This is a genomic window from Siminovitchia fordii DSM 16014 = CIP 108821 (assembly GCF_000374565.1).
Lineage (GTDB): Bacteria > Bacillota > Bacilli > Bacillales > Bacillaceae_C > Siminovitchia > Siminovitchia fordii.
In genome coordinates, this window is the sequence record NZ_KB894690.1 from 21,607 (window position 1) to 42,874 (window position 21,268).

Annotated in this window: 18 protein-coding genes; 16 read left to right on the forward strand and 2 right to left on the reverse strand. The window is 39.5% G+C overall.

Annotated elements, in window-relative coordinates; genetic code table 11:
* Positions 1-245 precede the first annotated feature (245 nt).
* Positions 246-1,280, reverse strand: coding sequence for a YdcF family protein (locus C509_RS0109960; RefSeq protein ID WP_018706785.1), 1,035 nt, complete (start codon positions 1,278-1,280; stop codon positions 246-248).
* 687 nt (positions 1,281-1,967) lie between these two features.
* Here C509_RS0109960 and C509_RS0109965 point away from each other — a divergent pair.
* The 5 genes from C509_RS0109965 (at position 1,968) to C509_RS0109985 (ending at position 8,729) form a co-directional block, all read left to right on the forward strand.
* A complete protein-coding gene (locus C509_RS0109965) occupies positions 1,968-2,342 on the forward strand; it encodes a BlaI/MecI/CopY family transcriptional regulator (RefSeq protein ID WP_018706786.1) in 375 nt (124 codons plus the stop codon).
* A gap of 9 nt (positions 2,343-2,351) precedes the next feature.
* The gene (locus C509_RS0109970; RefSeq protein WP_018706787.1) at positions 2,352-3,938 is read left to right on the forward strand and encodes a M56 family metallopeptidase; all 1,587 of its coding nucleotides are present in this window, start codon (positions 2,352-2,354) and stop codon (positions 3,936-3,938) included.
* Positions 3,939-4,334: 396 nt separating this feature from the next.
* Complete coding sequence (locus C509_RS26470; protein WP_018706788.1) at positions 4,335-4,511, forward strand: GNAT family N-acetyltransferase; 177 nt, start codon at positions 4,335-4,337, stop codon at positions 4,509-4,511.
* A gap of 705 nt (positions 4,512-5,216) precedes the next feature.
* Positions 5,217-7,022 carry an amidohydrolase gene (locus C509_RS0109980; RefSeq protein WP_018706789.1) on the forward strand — a complete coding sequence of 602 codons (1,806 nt, stop codon included), beginning with the start codon at positions 5,217-5,219 and terminating at the stop codon, positions 7,020-7,022.
* Positions 7,023-7,391: 369 nt separating this feature from the next.
* Entirely contained in the window at positions 7,392-8,729 is a 1,338-nt protein-coding gene (locus tag C509_RS0109985) for an APC family permease (protein ID WP_018706790.1), read from the forward strand.
* A gap of 403 nt (positions 8,730-9,132) precedes the next feature.
* Here the strand turns inward: C509_RS0109985 and C509_RS0109990 are convergent, their stop codons facing one another.
* Complete coding sequence (locus C509_RS0109990; RefSeq protein WP_018706791.1) at positions 9,133-10,089, reverse strand: proline dehydrogenase family protein; 957 nt, start codon at positions 10,087-10,089, stop codon at positions 9,133-9,135.
* Positions 10,090-10,209: 120 nt separating this feature from the next.
* Between C509_RS0109990 and pdxR the strand changes: the two genes are divergently transcribed.
* The 11 genes from pdxR to C509_RS0110045 all read left to right on the forward strand — a co-directional run bounded on the left by pdxR (position 10,210) and on the right by C509_RS0110045 (position 20,982).
* Positions 10,210-11,628 carry a MocR-like pyridoxine biosynthesis transcription factor PdxR gene (pdxR, locus tag C509_RS0109995; RefSeq protein WP_018706792.1) on the forward strand — a complete coding sequence of 473 codons (1,419 nt, stop codon included), beginning with the start codon at positions 10,210-10,212 and terminating at the stop codon, positions 11,626-11,628.
* A 234-nt stretch (positions 11,629-11,862) separates the two neighbouring features.
* Entirely contained in the window at positions 11,863-12,438 is a 576-nt protein-coding gene (locus C509_RS0110000; RefSeq protein ID WP_018706793.1) for a dihydrofolate reductase family protein, read from the forward strand.
* A 615-nt stretch (positions 12,439-13,053) separates the two neighbouring features.
* The gene (locus C509_RS0110005) at positions 13,054-13,338 is read left to right on the forward strand and encodes a hypothetical protein (protein ID WP_018706794.1); all 285 of its coding nucleotides are present in this window, start codon (positions 13,054-13,056) and stop codon (positions 13,336-13,338) included.
* Positions 13,339-13,547: 209 nt separating this feature from the next.
* Entirely contained in the window at positions 13,548-13,673 is a 126-nt protein-coding gene (locus C509_RS27495) for a tubby C-terminal domain-like protein (RefSeq protein ID WP_425423162.1), read from the forward strand.
* Positions 13,674-14,568: 895 nt separating this feature from the next.
* Positions 14,569-15,045: a cell wall hydrolase gene (locus C509_RS0110015; protein WP_018706796.1), complete on the forward strand. Its 477-nt coding sequence runs from the start codon at positions 14,569-14,571 to the stop codon at positions 15,043-15,045.
* A gap of 170 nt (positions 15,046-15,215) precedes the next feature.
* Positions 15,216-15,530, forward strand: coding sequence for a spore coat protein GerQ (gene gerQ, locus C509_RS0110020; RefSeq protein WP_306419663.1), 315 nt, complete (start codon positions 15,216-15,218; stop codon positions 15,528-15,530).
* A 1,201-nt stretch (positions 15,531-16,731) separates the two neighbouring features.
* Complete coding sequence (locus C509_RS0110025) at positions 16,732-18,036, forward strand: aminotransferase class V-fold PLP-dependent enzyme (RefSeq protein ID WP_018706798.1); 1,305 nt, start codon at positions 16,732-16,734, stop codon at positions 18,034-18,036.
* A 64-nt stretch (positions 18,037-18,100) separates the two neighbouring features.
* On the forward strand, positions 18,101-18,703 hold the full coding sequence (locus tag C509_RS27220) for an aminotransferase class I/II-fold pyridoxal phosphate-dependent enzyme (RefSeq protein WP_281168067.1): 603 nt from the start codon (positions 18,101-18,103) through the stop codon (positions 18,701-18,703).
* A 44-nt stretch (positions 18,704-18,747) separates the two neighbouring features.
* Positions 18,748-19,314 carry an aminotransferase class I/II-fold pyridoxal phosphate-dependent enzyme gene (locus C509_RS27225; protein WP_281168070.1) on the forward strand — a complete coding sequence of 189 codons (567 nt, stop codon included), beginning with the start codon at positions 18,748-18,750 and terminating at the stop codon, positions 19,312-19,314.
* Complete coding sequence (locus C509_RS0110035; RefSeq protein ID WP_018706799.1) at positions 19,311-19,748, forward strand: RidA family protein; 438 nt, start codon at positions 19,311-19,313, stop codon at positions 19,746-19,748. Before C509_RS27225 ends, C509_RS0110035 begins: the two co-directional genes overlap by 4 nt.
* A 505-nt stretch (positions 19,749-20,253) precedes the next feature.
* Positions 20,254-20,982 carry a GntR family transcriptional regulator gene (locus C509_RS0110045; RefSeq protein WP_018706801.1) on the forward strand — a complete coding sequence of 243 codons (729 nt, stop codon included), beginning with the start codon at positions 20,254-20,256 and terminating at the stop codon, positions 20,980-20,982.
* Positions 20,983-21,268 lie beyond the last annotated feature (286 nt).

Genomic DNA, 21,268 nt, shown 5'->3' on the forward strand with positions numbered 1-21,268 from the left:
TCAATTTTAATGATTATCAGGTTAGCAAAGATAAAAATACATCGAACAATGCAGAGGATAGAAAAAATAAGTAATGGTACCGTTATTTTTAAAATAGTGTAAGGTTGGAGCGCTTGTAACTAAAAAAATAGATTCTAATTAAACTATTATGGAGTAAAATATAAGTTATATCATTTGATATTCTAGCTAAATTAGTAAACCGGTAGAGTCATTCACAGAAATTGATGAATGGCTTTTTGTATCGGCTATAAAAATAAAAAAGAAAAAATGGCTAGAAGGACTGAAAATCCTAATATTGTCCCAGCTATAAAGGTATGACGTTTACGTTGCATCACGACAATAGCAATATATTCGCGAATCATGGCATTTGGCCAGTAATAAAGCGCGGTTTTTGAACCAATTCCTTGGCTCTTTAAACCTGCCTTCTTCGCATACAGGCTTGCCCTAAATAAATGAAAATTGTTTGTAGTAAAGATGCTGTTGTAATCACTGCCTTTTACTGAATCCATGATTTGTTTTGAGTAGAGCATATTCTGAAATGTATTGACAGAACGAGCTTCTGTTAAAGTATGCTCCAAAGGAATCCCTTTCTCTATAGCATAATCCTGCATTGCTTCAGCTTCGGGAAGATCTTCATCCGGGCCTTGCCCACCTGAGAAAATTAATATAGGCGGGGAGGCTATAGCTGCTTGTTTCCAATAAAAATCAATTGCTTTATTAATGCGACTTGCCAAAAGTGGTGGCACTTTATCTTTAATTAAACCACTACCAAGAACAATAATAAAATCTTGGTTTAATTTTGGTCTGTTAAATTGATATAACAAATATGCGGTTAAAAAGTTAGTTAAGTGTAAAAAGAAATACACTATGATAAAGGAAATCCCAGTGTATAAAGGTTCAAAATAGTAAGGCAAAAAACGCACAGGATTCACCGTACGGAATAGAATGAATAACAGAAGAAAAATACCTAAAATTAACGTTAAACTGTTGGCAAACCTCCGGCTTTCCCTTTTCAGCAGGATTCGTGCATTTAAAAATAATCCAACACATAGAGCAAATAATCCAAAAGTTAATATAAAGGCCAGAATAACAATTGGAACAATAGCGATCAATCTAAGAATTACAAAATCTGAACTAAACCCTAAATAACATAGAAAAATGATAAATGAACAAAAAAATACGTTAAATAGAAAGCCATTTATTATTCTTCTAGGATCTGTTAAATAAGAAGCAAGGAAAATAATGAGTAAAACAAGAGTAATAATTCCAATAATAACCATTTTATACCTCGATTTTTTATGAGATTGTCCAGTTCATTATAAATGATAGTGGTATCAGTTTATATAGCCTTAATATTTTTTCCTTTGTTTATTAGTATATAATCACTTAATTTTACTGCACCATTGAACACAATTTTAGGCTATTTATTTTTTAAGAATCAAGCATAAAGTTTCCAAACGGAAATGGCATGTTGTCTATGATGTGGAAGCAGCATTGGAATTGTACCGCAAACTGAGCTTCGTATACCGGCTGCATGCCTATCCGATAAGCTGAACAAGAAGGTGAGAGCCCTATACCGTTTGGAGCAACTAATGCTCATATCGACTTTCTCTACATCGTAACGATCGTGCAGGAGGGAGAATTCCTGACGTTGTCCATTTCGTATCGTTTACGGCACCTCCAACCGCGCTCTCTCAGATCATGGCCTCTATCAAGCTCAAGCGTACCGTTGCAACGATCTCTCGCTGTCTGGGTCAGGACCCGGGGAATTTCGGTGATCTCGATAATTTAAACAGTATTGTAGACAAGAACCGCGCTCCCTTGCGGTTCTTTAATTTTACGTATAAGTTCTAGGTAGTAGTAAATTTCAGCTTGACATATCACTACACAGTGTAGTATTTTTGAAACACTACACTGTGTAGTAACTATTCGTTATGGACGCATAACGACATAAAGAGGTGTTCACCGTGAACCAGGTTCAAAAATTATCGGATACTGAAATGGAGCTAATGGAGGTGATTTGGGAGTGTACACCGCCTGTCACATCCACCGAATTGCTCGCTCTGTTTGCCAAGAGAGGAAGAGAATGGAAGGCACAGACCATTTCCACCTTCTTATCGCGCTTGGTGGACAAAGGGGCACTTACGTATACGAGGCATGGACGGACAAATAAATATGTGCCTCGCATTTCGCCTGAAGAGTATAAGCTCATGGAAACGCAGCACGTCCTGGACGGATTATATCAAGGCTCGGTTAAAAATCTAATTTCAGCTTTGTATGACGGCGAAAAGCTTTCAGATGAAGATATTGCAGAGCTGAAGCAATGGTTTTCGCAAAAGTAGGAGGTGTTTATGAATACTATTCTCGAAATGCTCTTTACCCTTACCGTTGCTGGAAGTGCCGTCGTAGCCTCCACTCTTGTACTGCGGATCGTATCCATCAATGTCTTTCCTACTAAGTGGCGCTATAGCATTAGTAAAATGGCAATAGGTTTTTATCTTTTACCCGTGGTCCTTGGTATTCAGTGGATCTCACCGTTTTTTACATTTAATGCAACATCAACCGTCCCCATCGTGAACGAGTTGCCTTCAACTGTGCAACATGCGCTGCCCGGTCAATATTCAGGGATTCATCCGAAGCAACTCATCCCAGAACTGACCATATCAGCAAACGTAGTCCTTTCCCTTATTGTCTTATGGGCAATCGGCGCTATAGCTTTTGCTGCATGGCAGATGTACTGTTATTGCAGATTTTTAAAGAAACTAGAACATACGCGTACCACCGTTCCGATAAGCAGCGAAGCAGCTAAACAGCTCTCATTCATCAAGGAAGCCCTTGGTGTAAAAAGCAACGTCAGACTTGCATACAGCTCCATCGTTCGGAGTCCTGTTCTTGTCGGCCTATGGAAACCAACCATTTATCTTCCTAAAGATAATACCATTAACGTGGATATGGTGATCCGTCATGAATTGATCCATCTGAAACGGAAAGATTTATGGGTCAAAGCGTTCACTCTCGGAGCAAGTGCCTTACATTGGTTTAACCCCTTGGTGCACATACTTCGCAAGGACATTCATATATGGAGCGAGCTGTCTTGTGATGAAGAAGTCGTAAAAGAGATGTCCTATGCCGAGCGAAAACGCTATGGGGAGACGATCTTAAGCGTCATGACAGGATCAAGGAATTTACCCGTACAATTTTGTGCCTCTTTATCGGGTGACGGCAAACAATTGAAAAGGAGATTAATTATGATGCTTCATGTTAAGAAACAAAAAAAGAAAACAATGTACCTCACGATAACAGCGGTGTTTTTGGTTGCTGTAATTAGCACATCAGCAGCGGCATTGGCTTCTGATTATACGCCCAAAGTCATTGGAAATGAGGAAAGTCATGCTGAAGCTCAACCAAGAGAAGTGGCCCCTGGAGAGGTACCTTCTGAAGCTCAACCAAGAGAAGTAGCCCCTGGAGAGGTACCTTCTGAAGCTCAACCAAGAGAAGTGGCCCCTGGAGAGGTACCTTCTGAAGCTCAACCAAGAGAAGTAGCCCCTGGAGAGGTACCTTCTGAAGCTCAACCAAGAGAAGTGGCCCCTGGAGAGGTACCTTCTGAAGCTCAACCAAGAGAAGTGGCCCCTGGAGAGGTACCTTCTGAAGCGCAACCAAGAGAAGTAGCCCCTGGAGAGGTACCTTCTGAAGCTCAACCAAGAGAAGTGGCCCCTGGAGAGGTACCTTCTGAAGCGCAACCAAGAGAAGTAGCCCCTGGAGAGGTACCTTCTGAAGCTCAACCAAGAGAAGTGGCCCCTAGAGAGGTACCCTCTGAAGCCGTAGTTGAGAATGAAGGAAACAATGTTGTACCTTATCCAAAAGAAGTTAGTCCTGTAGCCGATGGTTATAGTAAGTCTCACCCAAACGTAATCCCCCGGGAACTTTCATCAAGATAGGATTCATGACGTCTGAAGAACTTGCTGAGTACGATTGATCTGAAAAGTGATAAATTCAAACATAAACAATGAACATTAGAGAAAAAACGAACGAAGAGGGTGCCCCTCTTCGTTCACTTTATACAGAATGGTATCAGATTAACATTTTACAGCTGTAGCTGTACAAGCCAGATTACAACCTTATACAGAAGTCTGTTAAGCGATTAAAAGGAATGGAATGGGGTGCAGAAGGCCCGATGAAATACATTAAAGGAATCAATGGGTCCAGGTTTAGTTGGCAATATTTTAGCGTAGCATTACACATGGCGTAATTCTTGGAACCAGCGTCAGATGACTTCATGTTCTCATACAAGAAAACCGAAAGGGGTAATTGGAAAATCTTGATACGTATCTAGTATGATTTCTAAAGAAGAAGATCGTGGGAAAGGATACGGGCGTATATTGATGGATCATGCTAAAAAAATAGCTGAAGTTATAGGGTGTACTGCAATGTTCTTAGATTCGGTTCTTACCAGAGATGACATTTATGGTTTTGAAAAATGTACATTTTGTTACCAACTAAAACTCGATTGATTATATTGAGCTTACTGTATTTAACACATAAATAGAAGAAAGAGTGGATATCCACTCCTTCATCCTGAACCAAATGGAGATTTGATCATTGGATCGATGGCTTCCTGCAGAGGCTTTTCCACTTCCGTTCTTTAGAGAAAGATGCCCTGGTACAGCAGTTTTGGGTGGCATGTTGTAATAAACGCCCCAGTTACCTTACTTGAAGGTATGGTCCAAAAAACTATGTGATTTAAAAGTCGCATTCCCGTCAAAAGGAATGCGGCTTTTTAGTTAATGAGTATTGAAAACCTATATTTTGATCAAAAAATTACCGGTCTGAGTTTACGAGAAAAAAGCTGTTGAATCGATTCACTTTCGCATCATTTTTACTCGCTTTCGCTTCGTTTTTTTTAAAAAGATTACTAAAAAGTAAAATTGAAAGTGGCGTCCAAAGAATGAAAATAGCCCAAAATTAGTTGAAATTTTATTGATTTTTAAAGATTACCTAATTTTGGTACGATTTTTGCATCTTGTTATCGATGAGGGGAATGCATAGGAAAGTTACTGAAATCGAATCTATTTGGAAGCTTGACGAGGTTAGTAAGTTATGATTCCAGATTTTTCAAGCAACCCATGTCTTCGCTCAATCATAAATGAAGGGAGAGGGAAGGTTAACTGATTAGTAAAATTTTTATCTAAGAAAAATCAATGGAGGGGTGAAATATCGTGAGTCATGTCTTGCGTAGCAAAAAGCTGTTCTTTTTAATTTTAATTGTTATTCCATTAATGCTTTTGGTAAACGCTTGCAGTGAAAAATCAGATGTAACCGAAAAGAAAGATTCAGATGCTGCCAATAAAAAAGAGGGAGTAGTATCTGATGAAAAGGCTACGCTCGTTCTTAAAAATGGAAGTGTTTACACTTTGGAGGAAGATCAACCGACCGCAGAAGCAATTGCTGCAAAAGGTGGCGAAATCATCTTCGTAGGTAGTAATGACGATGTGGAACAATATGTAGGCGATGACACAGAGGTAATTGATCTGGATGGGAAGATGGTATCTCCCGGCTTTATGGATGGTCATACGCATCCATCGGGTCTGTGGCCTGACAAGCTATTTTCAGTAGATCTCTCAAGTCTTAATACCCATGAGGAGTACATGAAGGCAATAGCTGATTTCATGGATAAAAATCCTGACACCAAAGTCATCAACGGCGGTTGTGGATGGAAATACGGGCCTTATGAACAGAAGGATGGTACGAACCTTGGCCCTACGAAAGAGGCCTTAGATGAGGTCGTTCCCGACATTCCGGTTATATTTAGCTCTATTGACTGCCACGCCGTATGGGCCAACTCTAAAGCGTTTGAGTTAGCTGGGATAGACGAGAATACACCAAATCCTAAAGGTGGCGAAATCGTTCGCAATCCGGACGGTTCTCCCCGTGGTGTTGTACGCGAAGGGGGTCATTTGTTCAGCAAAGTAGCAGATATGGCACCGCCACTTTCAGAAGAGCAGGAAAAAGAAGCCATGTTGAAATTCATTGAAGAAGCTAACAGCTTTGGTATTACTGGTATTCAGCCTCATGGTAGTGGAGAACAGCTTGCGGAACTTGAGAAAGAAGGAAAACTCACATTGAGAGTCGCTGCCACATCTTACGTAGGAGCGGAGATGTCGCCAGAGGAGGCAGTTAAACGTATTCAGGACAACCGTGAAAAATACAACTCGGATTGGGTTCAGTTCAATACCGCCAAACTATTTGCCGATGGCGTTACTGAAGCTTCGACGGCCCTTTTCCTCGAACCATACGGTGCAGGGGCTGGCAAGGGCCACAACCACGCCGGTGACTCAGAGTGGGAAGTTGATGAATTCAAGAAAATGGTTACTGCCCTAGATAAAGCAGGAATCCAGGTGTATACTCACGCCATTGGTGACGCTGCTGTTAGAATGACTATCGATGCGTACGAGAATGCCGCCAATGTGAACGGAGAAAGTAAATCGCGTCACACCATCACCCACATTAGCTCAATCGATGAGAACGATATTCCCCGTATGGCTGAATTGAATATCTTGGCCGACCTGCAACCGTTCTGGTTTTACAAAGATCAGTACTTCGACACTGAAGCGGCAATGTTAGGGAAAGAACGTGCACTGGCAATGTATCCTGCCCGAAAAATGTGGGATGCGGGTATAACGATTGCCAGTGGCAGCGACTATCCTCCAACCCCTGATTACCGTCCACTTAACGGGATAGAGATTGGGGTCACGCGAAACAGCCCTTATCCTGAAGAGCAGGACAAGGATATGGTTCGCAACGCTGACTTTGCGCTCACTGTTGAGGAAATGCTTCAGTCATTTACGAAGAACGTCGCTTACCAGATGTTCCGCGAGGATGACTTAGGGACCTTGAAAGTTGGTAAGAAGGCAGACATAGTCGTTCTTGGTGAGGATATTACCAAAATTGATCCGAAAAACATCTCTGAAACACCGGTAGTCTATACGATTGTTGACGGAAAAATTGTATATAATGCAAAATAAAACCGAGCATTTTACAAGAGGAAAACAAAATGCTTATAAAAAAGGGACTGCATGAATCTTGCAGGCAGTCCCTTTACTATAAATGGTGTTTTTTTAGAAAACTCCTTATAAAATTATTCGGAAAAGTATCTGTTTTTGTGTAGCTTTGAGGTCACAAGCTGCTAGCGCTTTTCTTAATTTGAGCTCCTCCAATACAAGAATATCTAATGACTTTTTTTGTAGATGTTAAATCAATGAATGTAGGAAAGGGAATCGGGTTCAGTTGCCAGTCAGGATTCGGTATCGAAAGAAGGGATTGGCCAAATGGTAAAAACGCATTCACTATATGCCTGTCTTTCCTTCATTTAAAGCTGAGAGGTCTGATTTTTTATGAAACAACCCAATCGAATTGAAAGAAGACTGAAACTAATACATGTCGTTGCTATCGGCCTGGCATACATGGCACCAATGGCGGTGTTTGATACTTTCGGAATCGCATCGGACATTTCATCGGGCCATGTGCCGGCTGCATATATTGTTGTATTTATTGCCATTCTGTTTACTGCACTCAGTTATGGAAAGCTTGTCAGGCAATTTCCTAATGCAGGATCGGTCTATACGTATACGAGGAACATTATCAATCCTTATTTAGGTGTCATCGTCGGATGGGTCACTTTTATTGCCTACATCGCGCTGCCGATGATCAATGCTTTACTTGCTGACATTTATCTTTCCGCCGGCTTTCCTAATATCCCGGGATGGGTCTGGGTAGTGGGTTTAATCGCCATCATCAGCTTTTTAAATATCTTTGGTGTAAAAATTGCGGTGTCTGTAAACCTGCTTCTTGTTGGATTCCAAGCACTTGTCGGGATTATTTTTACGTATTTAACCATTCGCTCAATCGTCAAAGGGCCGGAAAGTTTTATGGCCATTGGTGACATTTTTCCTTCCGGTGATGATGTATCAGGATTATTCGGGGCAGCGGCCTTATTAGCTTTATCGTTTATTGGATTTGATGCGATTACGACGTTATCAGAAGATACGGTAAAACCTAAAAAGACCATACCGAAAGCGATCCTTCTTGTGGCAGGGATTGGGGGCGTTTTCTTTTTTGGAGTTACTTATTTTATGCAGTCTCTTTTTCCGGACGTTTCCATTTTCAACGATATTGAAGGAGCCTCTCCGGAAATTGCCAAGATCATCGGCGGGAATTTATTCCTATCCTTTTTCCTTGCAGGAGCATTGTTTTCTTGTTTCGCCTCAGGTTTGGCCTCGCAGTTAAGCGCTTCAAGACTGCTGTATGCCATGGGAAGGGACGGCGTGCTCCCGAAACGTTTCTTTGGCTATTTGCATCCAAAATATAACTCGCCAGTTTTTAACATCCTGCTTATCGGACTTTTGGCACTTTCGGCTATTTTTCTAAGCCTGGAAGCGGCTTCTTCCCTTATCAATGTGGGAGCTTTTACTGCTTTTTCATTCGTGAACCTTTGTGTGATCATCAACTTTTTCAGACATAAGGGACCGCGTAAGTTTGGCCTTATCGTTGGAAACCTTATCTTCCCATTGATCGGATTGGCATTTGTCATTTACCTGTGGGCAAACCTCGATACCTATTCCATCATAGCAGGAGGGATCTGGGCTCTGTTGGGTATTGTTTACATTGCAATTACAACTGATTTCTTTAAAAAGGAACCGCCGCAGATTGCCTTTGACGAATTGGATGCTTAATAATGGACAGGGATGATTCGAATCCCTGTCTATTATTGTGTAAATGAAAACCATACGCTAGTTGTACGGTTCCGGATAGCTTGTGGCGGGGTATTAAAAAAGCTACTCCTCACTCCTGGTGTTACAATAAATTTTGGTTCGCCAACAAGTATGCCGTTTATTGGTAAAAATATTTTGTTACTAAGAATTAGAGGTACGGTAAGAATTCCTTCTTTTTTGAGGCATTTTTGCCGGATTTTTTCGAGAAGATAGTTTTAAATTTTTTGAGTTCTACGTCATTTTTTTCACCATTAACGACCCTCCTTTTAAATTTATGAGTCTATTATAAAAAGTGACGCAGAAAGACTAATTATACATCGGTTTTTATTTAAATGAACCTTAAGCTTAACTAGGGTGTTAAGAGTTAGTATAATATTTTATCTGAAAGATTCGGCTGTACAATATCAGAGATTGCAGTATAAATGTTCGGTGGATACTCAGCAAGTCGGTGACATAAATATAAATACCAATCTTTCCCATATGTTAAGTACACTTTTGTTTGGTAACCCTTTTCCTTTAGATCACATATCAAGTCAGAACCGATTCCATATAGCATTTCAAATTCTACATTAGGTTGTTGGACATGTTTACGATGAAGTAATTCCTGAATAATTACCTCATCGTGAGTTGCAATGGATACAGGATGATTTGCTGCTACGAGGATGTCCACAAGTGACAGATAACGTTCGGTTAATTCTTCAGATCTACCAATAGCGATTTCAGCAGATTCCTCATAAGCACCTTTTACAACTCGTATTCTCCCAGGATAATGAATGAGTTCCTTAATATCATCACTGGATCGGTATAAATGTGCCTGCAGCGTTATACCTACATTTGGATATTGCTCAGTCGCCTTTTTATAGATATCAAGAATGGCGTCCGTTTTTGATGATTCCTCCATACTGATCATAAGTGTAATCCCGTATTGACTTGTTTGCTCAGCTATTTCAATTAAATGCATATAAGCTAAGTCTGGATTCAGAGATAATCCAATGTGCGAGAGATCAAGAGAAACAGTTTGCTTCATTGACATGGAACCCATTTTTCCTATAAGATTCAAGAATTCCTCTTTGACTTTTATACAATCCTCTAACTCTTTCGTATTTTCTCCAATGTATTCAAGTGAAATAAAATATCCTTTTGAAATCAGCTCATTTGCTATCTCGATTCCATCTTGTTTATATTCCCCTGTAACAAACCGTTTGGCAGCCTTCAATAATGATGGATATAGTTCATTGGACTGTTGGATATAAGATTTAATATGTTGATTTCGTGCAATCGATTTAAGTGCTTTAGAGACCTGGGCTTCCTGGTTTTTCATTATAATCATACATCTCCTTTTTACTATTTGAATCACTTTATCATGATAAACTGGTTTATATTAGTGCCACTTATTATGTTTTTTGATGGTACCACTTTTATAGAAGGAGAAAATGCAAATATGCTTTGGATACCTATTGACCGCTCGCTGGATATACCTTTAATTAAGCAAGTTTATCAGCAAATACGAGAACGGATATTAAATGGTCAGCTAAAATCGGATGAAAAACTACCATCTACCAGGGAACTATCTTCTGAATTAAAAGTCTCTAGGAATGTCATTTTAGAAGCATATGATCAACTATTGGCCGAAGGATTTTTAGTTTCTCGAAGGGGTTCGGGGACATTTGTTGCTGTAGGAGCTTTTTTAGAACAACATAAAAAGGCATCCCCATTACACTCTTTTATTAGGGATGAAAAAGACGAAAAAGATGCTGATATTATTAACTTTCGTTCAGGAATACCTGCATTGGATTTGTTCCCACGTAAGATATGGGCAAAGTTATCCTCTACCATATGGAACGAGACATCTCCCTCAGTGTTTGGATATGATTTTCCTGAGGGGCGTCCGGAATTAAGACAGGTTTTATCACATTATTTACTGAAAACGAGAGGTGTTGACTGTCATCCAGATCAAATTGTGATTACTTCTGGTGCAACTCAAGCAATGACACTTGTTTCCAAATTACTTTTATCACCGAATGATACGGTAATAATGGAAGATCCAATCACTAATGATATTCAAACGATATTTAAAACAATGGGTGCGCAGCTTTATCCCATACCTGTTGATCAATATGGAATGAAAACATCTTGTTTGCCATTAAATAAAAATCCAAGATTCGTTTTTGTTACTCCATCTCATCAATTTCCTATAGGAGGAGTGTTACCAATTCAACGACGGATTCAATTGATTCATTACTCAAGAAAAACTAATTGTTATCTTGTTGAGGATGATTATGACAGTGAGTTTCGGTATGAAGGCCCGCCTGTAAGCTCATTACAGGGATTGGACCCTGAACGTGTATTATACATAGGTTCATTCAGCAAAATCTTATCACCCGCCCTTAGAATGGGATATTTAATTCTACCTTTACAGCTCATTGAACAGTGCCGGAAGCTAAAATGGTTTTCGGATCTACATACACCTTCATTAGATCAGCTTATACTTGCACGTTTTATAAAGGAAGGCCATTTGGAACGGCATATTTCCAGAATGAAGAAGACTTATAAATGCCGGAGAGATTTTCTTATTAATTGTTTAAAAACAACATTTTCAAATAAGATTAATATTTTGGGTGACTCCACAGGCCTACACCTCATTATTGAATTTAATGAACAACATTTTTCAAAAGAATTACTTGAAGAAATTGAACAATTGGGAGTTAAAATTTATCCAGTTGAAGATCATACAATTGAAAAAGGAAAATATCCTAATCAAATTATTTTGGGTTATGGACATCTAAACAATGACGAAATTAAAGAAGGCATAACTAGAATGTGTCAAGCAATAAATAAAAGTAATAATAAAAGAAAATAAGTCGTTGTAGGCGGTTCAATTAGATTATCTAAAAATGGAAGGTGGGAGAGAGGGTGGAAAAGCTACAAATGTATTGCCCCCAACTAAATATTGTTAGTTATTCAAGAATCGGGCCAGATTGTTGAATAAAGAAATTTAGCAATCGAGAAGAAATTATTGATTGTTATGTGTGCTAAACTTGACTCTGCCAATAACGATAATAATTCTATCAATGTGAACAAAGGAGAACTGAAAATGAGAAAACTCGTTCTATTTCTGCACGCATCGCTTGACGGTTTTGTAGAAGGGCCAAACGGTGAAATGGACATTGGCTGGGTTTCCTACGATTCTGATTTGGAGAAACACGCGAAAGAAATTCTAAGTAGTGCCGACACTGTCATTTGGGGACGTGGGACTTATCAGATGATGCACAGTTACTGGCCATCTGTGCCTTCGAACCCATCAGCTTCGCAGTATGAACGGAATCATGCCGAGTGGATTGAAAAGACAGCCAAAATCGTTTTTTCCACGACGCTGGAGAAAGTCGAATGGAACAATTCCAGACTGGTGAAAGAAGATGTTGAGGAAGAGATCAAGAACCTCAAACAGCAACCAGGCAAGGATATGGTCATCCTAGGCAGTCCTAGATTCGCACACTACCTTATGCAGCTTGATTTAATTGATGAGTATAAAATTACGGTTTCTCCCGTCCTAGTCGGCAGCGGGTTGCCGTTATTCCAAGGTCTCAAGGAGAAGATCAATCTTAAACTTATCGAAAACAAGACATTTGATTCTGGAGCCATAGGTCTCGTTTACCAGACGGTTAGATGACCTTGTCACCTAAAGTAGATTACGCTAACCGTATTACGTTAGCACAATAAAAGCAGCGGCAGTCTAGGTCTTTCGAGTTCCTAGTCCGTTACAGCTTTTTTTACGAGTCAGTCTAATTCAGTTTGTCGGGTGATCGACAAACTTTATTTTAAACCAACAGCAACCCCTTTTTCTTATTTTTAAGTAATAGGGGAACAATGGAAATTGTAATTGTATTATCTTGAAATCAAGTCTTCCATATAAGGGCGCTTTTCTTTAATAAGAGGCGTCTTTTTATATTGCTTCTGATTCTGGAATAACTTATTTAATAGATTGGATTATGTTTAAAGTATAGAAGAGATTGTGAAGGTTTCTACTTAAACTGACGGGGCTTTACTTCAACGTACGCCCCATTCTTCTTCAACCAATGGGCAGGACTAAAGATGCCGCGGGGATGCGGGTGGGTGCGGTACCCTAAGAAGTATGCTTATAAGAAGGTTTACAACCTGACTACATTTGATATATTTTAATTGATAATGAAACTGTTTAAAAACTAAAACCGTCATATTCCATTAAAGGGCTAGATTGTTGAATAAAATAAGATAGCTGGACATTGCTGACAAAGGAGTAATAATTATGTGGTTAATATTAGGGCTAATCGCCATAGTAACAACTTTTATAAATCTTTATATGTATGGAACAGGCAAAGATTATAAATTGGCAATGGCAATGGGTTTATCTTTTACAGCACTAACACTTGTTGCAGAATACAGTATGGTGTCCGATTGGGTAAAGGTGGAAGATTGGTCTGCTTTATTAGATGTAGTGCCTACGATGGAAATAGCGTTATGGGTTTTGACGATTATATCGATTTTATTAAATATAACTCCTATACTTTTAGAGCTAAAAAATAAAAAATAATTACTTGTTGTCGTATTATTTATATAATGTGAAATCTTTATGTATAACTAAACTGGCTAACCTTATATTACGAACGGGCGCTTTAACGGAAAAAAGAAGCGCCCTAAATTTCAATATCAGGTCATTTTATAGAATAACGTACTTGGGGGTATAGCAAAATTATGGAGTTTTATACGGTTTTACCAATTTGAAAATGCTTAGATAAACAGATAGCAATTAAAGATTCAGATAGTGTGCAGGTTTGTTTAATTCAGAGAAAGTATAAAAACTCTTGGGACAAGCTTATTCATTATTTGCCATTATCCTTTTTGGAAACCATAACTATTGATGAGTAAACAATGGGGATTCGACTAATCTTACCTTCGGCGCCATCGGCGAAAGGATCAAGTCAACTTGCTGTGGTGGCTGAAGAACTTCCTGATCAAAATTCGCCTTGTGCTTGTCTCCTAAGGCTAAGCGGCGCCTTGCGCTTTTCTTAGTGGTATAGGAATTTATAAAATCGTACAAAGTGTATACCTCTGTGAAAAAGTTTTCTTCGTCCAGCTTCGACGGACAGGATGTCCTAGTGCCACCGAAGCTACAGGACGTGGCGTTTTGAGGAGGCCAGCGCCTATCGACTAGCAAACTTCGGGGCTCCTCCCTACGATAAGTCAACATCGATTCGCCTTATCAGGCTCATCGTGTTTCCTTTATCTCTTACGGAAGCCCCTCCAGTCTAGCTTCAACGTCTAGCCCCTCGAGGTCACAAGCCAATTCCCTGTGGTGGCTGAAGTACTGCCTCCTCGGGAATCGTCTTATGCTTGTCGGGGCTAACCAAGGCGTTTCCGCATTTCGGCTCGGTTTGTACGTCGATGAGCAAGGCGCTTCCGCTTTTGTTATCTTTAGGAAAGTATAAATCCTCACGACTGTGGAGTACATGTTAAAAACGGATTCTGCTACGTCCAGCTTCAGCACCTATCGACTAGCAGACTTCGCGCCTCCGCCTACGATAAGTCAACATCGGCTTCTTTGTCGCCGTGTTTCCTTTATCTCGTTGGAGTCACTCCAGTCTGTACGTCGATAAGCAGGCGCTTGCGCTTTTGTTATGCAATGTTCGCTTTTCGGGAAAACGGGCAAACATATGTCATGATATTATGATTTTTCAGAAGTGAAGTATTTGGGCTGATAGGCAAGTTACCAAATCCAGCTTCAGGTAATAAGTTACCTGTATAAGCCGAAGGTGGTGAGAAAATGGGTAGACGAATAAAACATACTTCACGTGACGTGGAGGAGTTAGCTAGGCTCATGCTGGCGGAAGCAATCGGTGAAGGTGTTCAAGGGATGAACATGGTAGGAACGGTTGTGGCTAATCGAGTCGAGGCTGACTGTGCTCCCGACTTCAAAGGGTTGCGCAATATCAGACATGCGATCTATCAAACCATACCTGGAACCGATATTCCTCACTTCGAGCCTGTCTTAAATGGAACATTGTATACACAACGCCCCACAGAAGCTGACCTCCAGAGGGCTAGGAATTTGTTACACGGTGATAGGGACCCTCGTGCAAGGATGAATTTGTGGTTTTTTAACCCCAGTCCGGGGAAAAAGTACCGAGCTCCTTGTACCGAAACGATGCCAAGATCCCCTAGTACTAAGTTCGATTTTGCGTACAGGAACCATTGCTTCTATGTAGCGGTACCGGGCTATTGCCCAGAGTTTTATAGATAAATTAATAAGGAGCTGATCTTCCCATGACTTGTGGAGACTCTGGTTATTATCCAATGAATTATCATCCTGGTTTTTATCCAGCTTCCATGATGCGGACCAGTCGAGCACAACCTGCTGGCTCTCCGATGGCTATGCCTTCTGGCCCCACGTATGCCGCCCCGGTGGTCCCGATGGGGACCGCGCAGCAACTTCTGGCAGGTGCGACGGAAGAATCATTTATTGAAAATATCATACGGTTCAACAAAGGTAAGGTAGGTACATTCTACTTTACTTATCAAGGTAACAAAAGATGGAATGCAATGGTTTACCACGGGCGCATAGAAACGGCTGGTCGTGACCACATCATCATCAGCGACCCGTCCAGTGGAAAACGCTATTTGCTAATGATGGCAAATCTCGACTGGGTGGAATTTGATGAAAAAATTAACTATCCTTACCCGAAAATCAGTCCGGAAGTCCAGGCGTCTCTGACGACATCGGAATGAGTTATAGAACGCTTAAAACCCGCTTACTTCTTTTCGAGGATGAGCGGTTTTTAGTTCTGACTGCGAATAGAATGCAAATCCGGCAAAAAATTAAAACGAACGTTTTTAGCTGATGCTATTGATACAATAAAGGATAATACTGATGATAAATTCGGTTTGTATGCTTGGTTTTACGAGGAAAAGAGTCAGAGGATCCCTACCCGTATAAAAACAGCTTTACTAAAGGAAGAGTATAAAGGCTCTAATCTTCCTTATGGCTACTTTATTAAGAATGAAAAATTATACCCAAGAGATGATGCAATAATATAAGCAGTGAGGAAATTTTTTCAATTCATATATTCAAGGAGTCGGATTTGGATCCATCGCGATTACATTGCATATAGGGGGATACCCAACTCCGGTAAAAACCATTTATAACTAAAAGAGAAGACGTCTCTCAGGTATGAATCGGGCCTAAGAGATTGTCTTCTCTTCTTTTTTCTATTCAGTCTTACTCATTTTCTATGCATTCTCTTACAAAATTTTCAAAAACTAATATCTTCTTTGGTGATTCCAATAAATTAGATGTGGAGAAAAATCTTCCTATTATGGTGCATACGGTGTTGAGGAAAATAAGCTCGAACGTATAGTAACAGAGTTAACAAAACTTTAAGAGTAACCGGTAAGAAAAGTTTTTTACTTCACTAGATATAATAATGATAAGGATCTTGCGCCATAGATATTGTTTACATCATTTTAGAAAACAAATCATTATTGTTGTTGATGATAAGATTGGTTTCGTCATAAACCGTGTTCTGCTTTTGAGTCTAACATCAATTGTTATCGTGGATTTCCTACATTGAAGGTCTTCTATCATTCTATAGCAAAACTTTTCGAAAATTCATGATTGACATTCTTTATCATAAAGTTGTAGCATATAAGTATTCAAATAAGTGGGAAAAGTATTATCCAACTTATAATACTAAGTATATTAAGTGCTATTACAAATGCTTGCAATGGGGCCTGACTTTACGGAAATGGTGCTCCAGTTCTTGAGATTCGTGATTTATATGTATGTAATATGACAAAAGAACATCTATTCACACACTTAATACTAGGTATACTCAGTCCAATTAGAAAAGAACAGACAACCGAGGCTGGATTTATTAATCCAACCCAACATTATTATTACCAATCAAATAATAAAGCATGGAGGTTAAAAATGGTTAACTTAACAAATGAAGCATTGTTTAGTAACGAATTAATGGAAGAGATTAGGGAGAAGTTTGCTTTTATAGATATGGATCCGCTAACAAAGAAAAAACGGCTGTTTTTTGACAATGCTGGAGGGTCTTTAAGATTAAAGAATGCAATTGAAAAGTTTTCTCAGTTTGATATGTTTCCTGATCATCCTCAGCGGGAACACGAAGTGGCCAAATACTTGGCTGAGGTTGAACGGAGGGGGATAGAGGATACACGAATCATTTTTAATGGAAAAAAAGGAAGTATAGCAACCTATCTTACTGCCTCCCAGGCCATTTTTGATATTACTGGTGTAATTGCTGAAAATATTGAGGGAACAAATATTGTAACTACCGAATTAGAACATCCTTCTGCTTTTGATTCGGCAAAGTTTTATGCCAATAAGTTAGGAAAGGAGCTCCGTGTTGCTAATACAAATCCTGTCACAGGAGGAGTGGATGTTGAAGAAATTATAAAACACATTGACAGTGATACATCCCTTTTGAGCGTGATTTACGCATCGAATATTTCAGGTGCTATATTAGACATCGAGACGATTGTACGAGAGGCAAGAAAGATTAAACCGGATCTATATATTATTGTCGATTCTGTACAGCATGCCCCACATGGTGTAATTGATATAGAAAAAACGCCTGTGGATGCTATGAACTTTGCGCCATATAAATTTTTTGGGATAAGGGGCTGCGGTATTGCTTATCTTTCCGAAAGAGCTGCCAAACTCCCTCATCACCGTCTAAATGGGAAGGACGAAGGTGATTGGCAACTTGGCAGTCCAGCGCCAGCTCATTTTGCTGCGATAAGTGAGATTGTTAATTACGTCTGCTGGATAGGAAGCAAGTTTACCAATCAGCAAGATAAAAGGAGTTTATATGTAGAAGGAATGACACGGATAGCTCTGCATGAAAAATCACTTCTAGATATAATGCTTAATGGGACAGATAAAGTGAAAGGATTAAGGAATATTCCAGGAGTTACGGTCCACCTTGATTATGAGGATTTATTAAAGAGAGATTTGATTGTTGCCATAAGCATCGATCATTTAGATTATAAAGAAGCAGTCAGACAATATGAAAAAGAAAATGTGATTGTATATGAACGTGTCGCATCCAGTATTTATTCTAAAAGGATGCTGGAGTCATTCGGAATGACTGGCTCAATCAGGATATCACCTTTGCATTGTAACAGTGTGGAAGAGATAGAAGAGTTATTGGAAGTAACACAAAATATCGCTGAGAGAAGTACGACTGCTTCGCGATCTATCTGATTTAAAAGTGTAGAATATTCGTAGATATCAAAGTGTCATTATTAATTGGAGAGGGAGACTGATCATGAGTTTAGTAAAAGAAAAGTTTTTAAAGCTTGGTGCTGAATATGCACCTGGACAAGAAGTGCGACAAAACACAAATGAAGTTAAATTGCGAGGTGAAAAAATTCCCGGTACACCGGTTGATTTTTCCCATGGTGATGTTAACGCATTTGAACCAATTCCCGGATCTTTAGATAACTTCATTGAAGGTGTTCATATTGGTGGCGAGCAGGCTTATACCGAATATCGTGGGAGTAAAATGATCCGGGAGAATGTAGCCGAAAAACTTTCTAATTTTACGGGTACAACCATTAACGCAGACCAAAATTTTATCATTACTCCAGGAACACAAGGAGCGCTTTTCCTGGCAATGGGATCAACCATTTCCAGAGGCGATAAAGTGGCAATTGTGGTACCGGACTATTTTGCCAATCGAAAACTGGTAGAGTTCTTTGAGGGCGAAGTCGTTCCTATTCAGATGGAATATTTTCATACAAATACTTGTGCAGGTTTAGATTTAAATCAGCTGGAGGACGCTTTTAAAGCAGGTGTAAAACTCTTTTTGTTCTCAAATCCCAACAATCCAACCGGTGTCATTTATTCACAGGAGGAGATCACAGCATAGGCGAACTGGCACAGAAGTATGGGGCAACAGTCATCGTCGACCAACTGTACTCACGCCAGGTTTTTGAAGGGAGGGCTTATACACATCTTTCTGCGCAGAATATATTGGATTCTGAAAATCTAATCACGATCATGGGTCCATCTAAGACAGAGTCGTTAAGTGGGTATAGGCTGGGTGTCGCATTTGGTTCAGCTAAAATTATCGACCGTATGGAAAAACTACAGGCTATTGTGTCTCTCCGCGCAGCCGGTTATAGCCAAGCCGCATTAAAGTCATGGTTTGATGAACCAGCAGGGTGGATGACAAGAAGAATTGCCGAGCATCAAGCAATCCGTGATGATCTGATTACAAAGCTGCGTGCAATCGAGGGCATTAAAGTGAGAGCCACAGAAGCAGGTAGCTATCTATTCCCAAGGCTCCCGGAATTGGATGTTACCATTGAGGAATTTGTGAAGGTTCTTCGTGCTCAGGCCAATGTTACCGTAACACCTGGGACAGAATTTGGTCCACAGTTCACGGACAGCTTCCGTATTAACTTCTCACAAGATCATCAAGCGGCTGTTTCTGCCATGGAGCGTGTAATTAAAGTAATGGAGTTGTATCGCAAATGAGTATGTTTGAAGAGAAAAAGAATCCTGTTCCCCAAGGAAATTACGTTCCCGCATCGCGGTTTGGAAACCTTATCTATACGGCTGGAATGACTCCAAGGAATAACGGTGTGTTAATACAAAGTGGGAAAGTCCTTGCCGAAGCTCCGGTAGATACTTACAAAGCAGCAGTTAAGCAAGCTGTGACCAATGCACTGGCGGCAGCTTCGAATACACTTACTGAAGGTGAACAGCTCGGGCAAATTCTTTCCCTCACTGTTTTCATTAATGCTGAAGAAGCATTCCAGGCGCATTCTAGAATTGCAGATTTTGCTTCTGATTACTTATATGAAAAACTGGGTGAGATCGGTATCGGAAGCCGAGCTGCAGTTGGTGTTGCCTCCTTGCCAGGTAATGCACCTGTTGAGATTCAATTGATTGCTGCTGTTTCTGAATAAAAATATTGTAGATATAGAGAGAGTAATACTTTTTTAGATGGAGTAAAACCGCTATCATAAAGGGGAAAAGTCATAAAATATTGCGTAACTTATCAAGCGGCTTGCCATTCTTTGTTCTGCTCTTTAGCAATATCCAAATCTTTTGGCTAAGATAGCTGCCAACAGGTAAATGTTCTGAATGAAACGACGCTTTCCTTTTGGGGCAGCCATACGTTTGAAAAATCTATGTTAAAAAGCGGAATTCCAGTGCGATTCGTATTGGGGGTCCAAGAAATTATTGGTATAAAGGACAATATTAAAGGGGCTGTTCCTATCACTAAGGATTTTGGCTTGTTTGGAGTAACACCTCAAATAGTAGCTATGCAAGTAAATCTAAATACAATGATTACCATATGTTTATAGTAGATATTATGGATGCAGCTTTAACTATTCTATAAAACTTTGTTTGAATTATATAGGATCCTTTTTATCCAGTTGGTTTATGTAGCTAGGAAGTGATAATTCAATGAACAACTTATTTAATAAAAAACCCATATATAAGGTTATTTATGACACTATAGCAGAGAAAATCTATAACTCCGCATATAAAGTCGGCGATACCTTACCATCGGAAAGTGAATTAGAAAAAATGTTTCAGGCAAGTCGTACCCCTGTTAGGCAAGCATTAAATAAGCTTGAATCTGATGGATTAATTTATCGTTCTCAGGGAAAAGGGTCGTTTGTAGCAAATTACAAGCCGATTGGCCATTGGATAACAATGACAGGGTTTAATCATATTTATACGAAGGATTGGAAAAAGATATCGGCCCGAACGATAGAGGTTACAAAAAAAACGTCTCCTTATTATGCAAGTTTACTAAAAATTAATAGCAATGAAGAAATGATTCATCTTAAACGGATTCGTACAGATCAGGGTGAACCCGTGATTTATTTGGAGCATTTCTTACATCCTGATTTATCAATTGAAATTTTTCAGAAAGACCCTTCCTTTATATCGATTGACCAGTTACTAAAAGATGAAAAGGGTATTGAATTTACTACCATAAAAGAGCAACTAGAAGCTGTTTCAGCAGATGTGCAACTAGCAGAACAATTAAAAATCGAGGAAGGGCAACCTATTTTAAAAAGCACAAGGATTTCTTATGCTAACAAATCAAATCCTGTAGATGTAACGATCATTTATCTTAGATCAGAAAAATGGAAATATGCAATTGAATTTAACAAAGGGATGTAATGATATGTACTTAATTTTCCCTTTGAAATTGCTCTTAACTCTATGATTGTTTTGGGCTGGGGATGTTCTGTTTCGATTAAGTTGGCACCCTCAAGATGTTTTGCTAAAAAAGGCTCAGGCCATTCTGTCTTAATATGGAGGCTATTTTGTTAAATCCAGTTCTTTACTGCTTTTATGATATTGAAAAACGTCCTAATGAACAATTTATTTAGCAAAGAAAAAGGCTGTTTCTGGTTAAAAAAATAGCAGCACAGACCAAGGCCACGGTTTGTGCTACTATTTTTTT

Excerpts from the sequence above, each read along its gene's own strand:
- C509_RS0109960 (WP_018706785.1), bottom strand. The coding sequence starts at position 1,280 with ATGGTTATTATTGGAATTATTACTCTTGTTTTACTCATTATTTTCCTT.
- C509_RS0109970 (WP_018706787.1), top strand. The coding sequence starts at position 2,352 with ATGAATACTATTCTCGAAATGCTCTTTACCCTTACCGTTGCTGGAAGT.
- C509_RS26470 (WP_018706788.1), top strand. The coding sequence starts at position 4,335 with ATGATTTCTAAAGAAGAAGATCGTGGGAAAGGATACGGGCGTATATTG.
- C509_RS0109985 (WP_018706790.1), top strand. The coding sequence starts at position 7,392 with ATGAAACAACCCAATCGAATTGAAAGAAGACTGAAACTAATACATGTC.
- C509_RS0109990 (WP_018706791.1), bottom strand. The coding sequence starts at position 10,089 with ATGAAAAACCAGGAAGCCCAGGTCTCTAAAGCACTTAAATCGATTGCA.
- pdxR (WP_018706792.1), top strand. The coding sequence starts at position 10,210 with ATGCTTTGGATACCTATTGACCGCTCGCTGGATATACCTTTAATTAAG.
- C509_RS0110000 (WP_018706793.1), top strand. The coding sequence starts at position 11,863 with ATGAGAAAACTCGTTCTATTTCTGCACGCATCGCTTGACGGTTTTGTA.
- C509_RS0110005 (WP_018706794.1), top strand. The coding sequence starts at position 13,054 with ATGTGGTTAATATTAGGGCTAATCGCCATAGTAACAACTTTTATAAAT.
- C509_RS0110015 (WP_018706796.1), top strand. The coding sequence starts at position 14,569 with ATGGGTAGACGAATAAAACATACTTCACGTGACGTGGAGGAGTTAGCT.
- gerQ (WP_306419663.1), top strand. The coding sequence starts at position 15,216 with ATGGGGACCGCGCAGCAACTTCTGGCAGGTGCGACGGAAGAATCATTT.
- C509_RS0110025 (WP_018706798.1), top strand. The coding sequence starts at position 16,732 with ATGGTTAACTTAACAAATGAAGCATTGTTTAGTAACGAATTAATGGAA.
- C509_RS27220 (WP_281168067.1), top strand. The coding sequence starts at position 18,101 with ATGAGTTTAGTAAAAGAAAAGTTTTTAAAGCTTGGTGCTGAATATGCA.
- C509_RS0110035 (WP_018706799.1), top strand. The coding sequence starts at position 19,311 with ATGAGTATGTTTGAAGAGAAAAAGAATCCTGTTCCCCAAGGAAATTAC.
- C509_RS0110045 (WP_018706801.1), top strand. The coding sequence starts at position 20,254 with ATGAACAACTTATTTAATAAAAAACCCATATATAAGGTTATTTATGAC.